This is a genomic window from Paucibacter sp. XJ19-41 (genome assembly GCF_028462495.1).
In the GTDB taxonomy this organism is placed as follows: domain Bacteria; phylum Pseudomonadota; class Gammaproteobacteria; order Burkholderiales; family Burkholderiaceae_C; genus Roseateles_E.
In genome coordinates this window covers 1-5,258 of the sequence record NZ_JAQOWX010000199.1, presented here as the reverse complement: position 1 = coordinate 5,258, position 5,258 = coordinate 1, and the positions used below count along the sequence as shown (strand labels likewise).

Annotated in this window: 8 protein-coding genes; 5 read left to right on the top strand and 3 right to left on the bottom strand. The window is 69.6% G+C overall.

Annotated features, from left to right (window positions below; genetic code table 11):
- Positions 1 to 151 precede the first annotated feature (151 nt).
- The gene (locus tag PO768_RS27680; RefSeq protein ID WP_262968797.1) at positions 152 to 1,465 is read left to right on the top strand and encodes a hemolysin family protein; all 1,314 of its coding nucleotides are present in this window, start codon (positions 152 to 154) and stop codon (positions 1,463 to 1,465) included.
- The gene (locus PO768_RS27675) at positions 1,449 to 1,913 is read left to right on the top strand and encodes a hypothetical protein (RefSeq protein WP_272648628.1); all 465 of its coding nucleotides are present in this window, start codon (positions 1,449 to 1,451) and stop codon (positions 1,911 to 1,913) included. The genes PO768_RS27680 and PO768_RS27675 overlap by 17 nt, the downstream gene beginning before the upstream one ends.
- Before the next feature lie 23 nt (positions 1,914 to 1,936).
- On the opposite strand, the gene PO768_RS27670 is transcribed toward PO768_RS27675, so the two are convergent.
- A complete protein-coding gene (locus PO768_RS27670; protein WP_137942495.1) occupies positions 1,937 to 2,365 on the bottom strand; it encodes a thioredoxin family protein in 429 nt (142 codons plus the stop codon).
- 164 nt (positions 2,366 to 2,529) lie between these two features.
- Between PO768_RS27670 and PO768_RS27665 the strand changes: the two genes are divergently transcribed.
- Entirely contained in the window at positions 2,530 to 3,315 is a 786-nt protein-coding gene (locus PO768_RS27665; protein ID WP_272648627.1) for a plasmid replication/partition related protein, read from the top strand.
- 15 nt (positions 3,316 to 3,330) lie between these two features.
- On the opposite strand, the gene PO768_RS27660 is transcribed toward PO768_RS27665, so the two are convergent.
- Entirely contained in the window at positions 3,331 to 4,254 is a 924-nt protein-coding gene (locus PO768_RS27660; RefSeq protein WP_269839352.1) for a LysR family transcriptional regulator, read from the bottom strand.
- A gap of 112 nt (positions 4,255 to 4,366) precedes the next feature.
- Here PO768_RS27660 and PO768_RS27655 point away from each other — a divergent pair, with 112 nt between their 5' ends.
- On the top strand, positions 4,367 to 4,525 hold the full coding sequence (locus tag PO768_RS27655; RefSeq protein WP_272648626.1) for a hypothetical protein: 159 nt from the start codon (positions 4,367 to 4,369) through the stop codon (positions 4,523 to 4,525).
- A gap of 11 nt (positions 4,526 to 4,536) precedes the next feature.
- Entirely contained in the window at positions 4,537 to 4,917 is a 381-nt protein-coding gene (locus PO768_RS27650) for a tautomerase family protein (protein ID WP_272648625.1), read from the top strand.
- Here the strand turns inward: PO768_RS27650 and PO768_RS27645 are convergent.
- On the bottom strand, positions 4,914 to 5,258 hold a 345-nt coding region (locus tag PO768_RS27645), incomplete at its 5' end, for an energy transducer TonB (RefSeq protein ID WP_272648624.1). The two genes, PO768_RS27650 and PO768_RS27645, sit on opposite strands and share 4 nt — an antisense overlap.

Here is a 5,258-nt window from a genome sequence, read left to right as displayed (position 1 = left end):
GCCGACCAGCCGAGCGGAGACGCCGCTGCGGCCGCCGAAGGCCGACGCGCTGCGCGCCTGAACGCGCCTTGCCCGCTGGCCGGGCTTTCTGCGCCCCGGCTCGCCGCCGGCGGGCGCACTTATCCGACGTCGACACGGTCCACCCGCTCCCATGGAAATCGCCTTACTGTTTGTTCTGATTCTGATCAATGGCCTGTTCGCCATGTCCGAGATCGCCCTGGTCACCGCGCGCAAGGCGCGCATGCAAAAGCTGATCGACGAGGGCGACAAGTCCGCAGCCGCAGCCGTCAAGCTGGGCGAGGATCCAACCCGTTTCCTGTCCACCATCCAGATCGGCATCACCTCGATCGGCGTGCTCAACGGCATCGTCGGCGAGGCCGCGCTGGCCGGCCCGCTGGCGCTGTGGCTGCAGACCCTGGGCCTGGCGGCCGAGGTCGCCCGGCCCGGCGCCACCGTGCTGGTGGTGGTGCTGATCACCTACTTCTCCATCGTGCTGGGCGAACTGGTGCCCAAGCGGCTGGGCCAGTCGAACCCGGAGGCGGTGGCCCGGCTGGTGGCCACGCCGATCTCGGCACTGGCGATCGCGACCAAGCCCTTTGTGCGCCTGCTGTCGGGCTCGACCAATGCCTTGCTGCGCCTGCTGGGCGTCAAGGCCAGCAGCAGCTTCAATGTGACCGAGGAAGAGATCCATGCGGTGCTGGCCGAAGGCACCAGCGCCGGCGTGATCGAATCGCACGAGCACACCATGGTGCGCAATGTGTTCCGTCTCGACGACCGCCAGATCGGCTCGCTGATGGTGCCGCGTGGCGATGTGGTCTGCCTGGATCTGAATCTGCCTTTGGAGGAGAACCTGGCCCGCATCGAGGCCTCCGACCATGCCCGTTTCCCGGTGGTGCGCGAGGGCCTGAACGACATCGTCGGCGTGGTCAATGCCCGCCAGCTCTTGTCGCAGCTGATGCGCGGCGGTGCGCCCAAGCTCGACGAGCATCTGCAGCAGCCTCTGTATGTGCCGGAGACCTTGACCGGCATGGAGCTGCTGGACAACTTCCGCAGCTCTGATGTGCACATGGCGTTTGTGATCGACGAGTACGGCGAGGTGCAAGGCCTGCTGACGCTGCAGGACCTGGTCGAGGCCATCACCGGCGAGTTCCAGCCGGGCGATCCGGCCGATGCCTGGGCCGTGAAACGCGACGACGGCTCCTGGCTGCTCGACGGCCACATCCCGGTGCCCGAGCTGAAGGACCGGCTGGAGCTGGACGCGGTGCCCGAGGAGGAGCGCGGCCGCTATCACACGCTCAGCGGCATGATGATGCTGCTGACCGGTCGCCTGCCCAAGGTGGCCGACACGGTGGACTGGGAGGGCTGGCGCTTCGAGATCGTCGACATGGACGGCAAGACCATAGACAAGGTGCTGGCCAGCCGCGCGGCACGGCCCGGGGAGCACGACGGTGACAGGCTTGTTTAAGCCCTGCTGCATCGCGCTGTCCGTGCTGCTGCTGCTCGGCTGTTCCGAGGGTTACCCCGGCGAGGACGCGCCGCTGATCAGCCCTTTCGATATGGGCAATGAGCAGCGCCTGCTGGCTCTCAACGAGATCGGCGCCGACGCCCACCCCGAGAGGCGCTGGCGCTTCGAGCTGATGCACGGCTGCCGGCTGGAGGTGGGCCACAAGCGCGGGAACAGCCGTCAGCTCAAGCAGGTCTTCGAGCTGCGGCGCGGCATGGATGTGGACGTCGCTTTCGACGAGCCAGACCAGACCTTCGACGTGCATCTGCTGGCCAGCGCCGCCGCCGATGCGCCGCGCCTGGGCACCCTGCTGGAGAGCGAGGCCTGGACGGATGCAGTGCAGGCGGATCTGCTGCTGCAGCTGCTGATACGAGACTGTGGAGTTGGGACCTCGGCGCCTGCGGGCTGAACGGCAAACGCAAGGACGGGTGCTTACACCACCCAATCCCGCTCCAGCCACTCGATGATCTGCGGCGCCTGCAGCGCGCCGTTGATGCGCTGGCGCTCCTGGCCGTCGCGCAGCAGCAGCAGCGCCGGCAGGCCGCGCAGGCCCAGGCGCTGGGCCAGGCGCGGGTGCTTGTCGGTGTCGAGCCGGGCGAACACCAGCTGGCCCTTCATCTGGCGCGCCGCCAGCGCCAGCTGCGGCGCCATCATGCGGCTGGGCACGCACCAGGTGGCGGTCAGCTCCAGCACGATGGGCAGATCGGTGCCGCTGACCACCGCGTCGAAGTTCGCCTCGCCGAGTTCCACCGAGCCACCGTCCAGCAGCGGCCGGGTGCAGTGGTCACAGGCCGGGTTGTACCGGGCACCCGCTTCGTAAACGCGGTTCTTGCTCAGGCAATGGGAGCAGGTGATCAGCATGGTGGAGGACCTCGGAAACCTGGGGGAGCGCCCGCTCGAACGGCGGCATGGCCGGATTTTGAAGGTCGGCGGCCGAGCCAGGGGTTTCAAGAAGACCCAAGGCGTAACAGCCTGCTTCGCACTCAGCCTCTAAAATCCGCCCCCCAGCGAACCGACACCAGCCCATGAACATCACCGTCAACGAAGACCTGCGCGCCTATATCGACCCGCTGACTCCCGAGGAACACGCCGCGCTGGAGCGCAGCATCCTGGCCGAGGGCTGCCGCGACGCGCTGGTGCTGTGGGGCGAGGTGCTGGTCGACGGCCACAACCGCTACGGCATCTGCCAGAAGCACGGCCTGCCCTTCCAGACCGTGCAGAATTCACGCTTCAAGTCCATCGAGGACGTGCATCTGTGGATGATCGACCAGCATCTGGGTCGGCGCAGCGTGTCGGATTTCCAGCGCGGCGTGCTGGCGCTGCGCAAGAAGGAGCTGGTGGCGCAGCGCCGCGCCCAGATCCTGGCCAGCGAGCCGGTGCCGGCCCCCGCCGACAGCCAGACCCCCGAGCTGCCGCCGGTCGAGGCGCTGAACAGCCGCGAGGCCATCGCCCGGGCGGCCCGCATCAGCAGCAGCCAGGTGGTGCAGATCGAGAAGATCCAGAAGCAGGCCGCGCCCGAGCTGGTGGCCGCCGTCAAGGCCGGCGAGATCTCGATCAATGCGGCCGCCGCGGTGGCCAGCCTGCCGGTCGAAGAGCAGGTGGCCGCCGCCGCCGGCGGCAAGGATGAGCTGAAGCAGGCCGCCAAGCGGGTGCGCGAGGCCAGCAAACCCAGCAAAGCCAAGCCCGCGCCGGAAGACACCGTGACGGCCGAGGCGGCACCGACCAGCGAGCTGGAACGCCTGCAGGCCCGGGTTGCCGAGCTGGAAGCCGAGAACGCCGCGCTGCGCCAGCAGCTGGCCGCGCTGCAGTAAAGGGAGCCGCCGGCTTCAGGGCGCGGCCGCCAGCCGCTCGGCCAGATCGCCGCCCAGCTGCTGCATGAAGGCGCGCACCCGGGCGGTGTCGCGCAGGTCTGGATGGGTCAGCAGCCAGACCGGGATGCTCATGTCGGGCAGCACCGCGGAGACCGGCAGCAGCTGGGGCTCATGGGCCTCGGCCAGGGTCGGCAACAGGGCCAGGCCCAGGCCGGTGCGGGCCATCGCGGCGGCCGACTGCATCAGGTCGGCCCGCATCACGATGCGCTCGTCCGCCACATGGCGGCGCAGCCAGCGGTCATAGAAACGCGAGCTGCGGTCGCGCTCATAGCCTATCCAGGGATAGTCCTGGCACAGCCGCGCCACCGGCGTCTCGGCCTGCGGCAGATCGGGTGCGCCGCGCGCCGCATAGATGCGCATGCGCATCTCGCCGAGCCGGCGCCCGACCAGATGCTCGGGCACCTGGGCACTCATGCGCAGCGCGACGTCGGCATCGCGGCGCGACAGATCGACCAGGGCCGAGCTCTCGCTGATCTCGACCGCGATGCCCGGGTGGGCGCGGGCAAAGGCGGCCAAGGGCCCGGGCAGCAGGTAAAGCATCGCGACAAAGGCGGTCGTCAGACGCAGCTGGCCCTGCAACGCGGTGTCACGGCCCAGGATGCGACGCTGCAGCTCGGCCACGCCGGGCGCCATCTCGCGCGCCTGGGCCGCCATCAGCTCGCCGGCCTCGGTGGGGCGGTAGCCCTGGCGGTGGCGCTCGAACAGGCGGGCGCCGAGGCGCTGCTCCAGCGCATCGAGGCGGCGCAGCACCGTGGTGTGCTGCACGCCCAGGGCGCGGGCCGCGCCGGCCAGCGAGCCGGCCTCGGCAATCGCCAGCGCATAGCGCAGATCGTCCCAGTTCAGCGATTCGGCGGGATGTTCGGTCGATGGGGTTGTCATGTGCAAATTTGCAAGTTCAGTCTGCACGCTCAGCCATTGTTCGTGCATGAACGCAAACATAGCATCCAGACCAGCCCGCGCAAACCGCGCGGGATCGCCCCAGGAGGACCCGATGAGCACGATCTTGCCGCTGCGGCCACGCACCACGCCCCCGACCCAGCCCCCGTTGCCAGCGGGCCCGGCCCGCCCGCTGCTGGACCGCTGGTTCCTGGCCTGGGCCGAGAAGGCCGAGGCGCGCTGGGCGCGCCTTCCCCTGTCCCGCTACTACTGAGAGCTCACGCCATGCCTCTGGTCACCGTCACCGTCCGCCAGCCCAAGCCGGCGAGCTTCAAGAACACCGTGCTCGACGCGGTCCATGCGGCCCTGGTCGCCTCCGGCGCGCCGGCCACCGACCGCTTCCAGCGCGTGCTGGAGCTGCCGGCCGAGAACCTGCGCATCGATCCGCGCTATCCCGACCTACAGGCCGATCGCGGCGCCGATTTCGTGCTGATCGAGATCCTCTGGTCGGTCGGGCGCAGCGTCAAGGTCAAGAAGAAACTGCTGCAGCAGCTGATGGCCGATCTGGCCGAGGCCGGCATCGACACCGAGCAGGTGATGGTCGGCTTTGTCGAGACCAGCTGGGAGAACTGGTCATTCGGCGGCGGCCGGCTGCTGCATGTCTAACGAATGAAGAACTCCACCGGCAGCAACAGCTCCAGCTCGTCCGGCAGCTCGGGCGGAATCGCCGGCAGCGGCACGGCGGCGCGCACCGTGGCCAGTGCCGCGCGGTCCAGCTCGGTGTGGCCGCTGCTGAGCTCCAGCCGCACCTGCAGCAGCTGGCCGGCGCGGTTGACACGCAGCCGCACATGGCTGACACCCTGCTCGCGGCGCGAGCGGGCCCCGGCCGGATAACGGCGGAACTCGGCCAGCCGCTCCAGCACCCGGCCCTGCCAGTTGCTCTGCAGGCCGGACAGGCTGAGGCGCTCGGCCGGCGGCAGGGCCGGGGCCGGCGGCGCGGCGGCCTC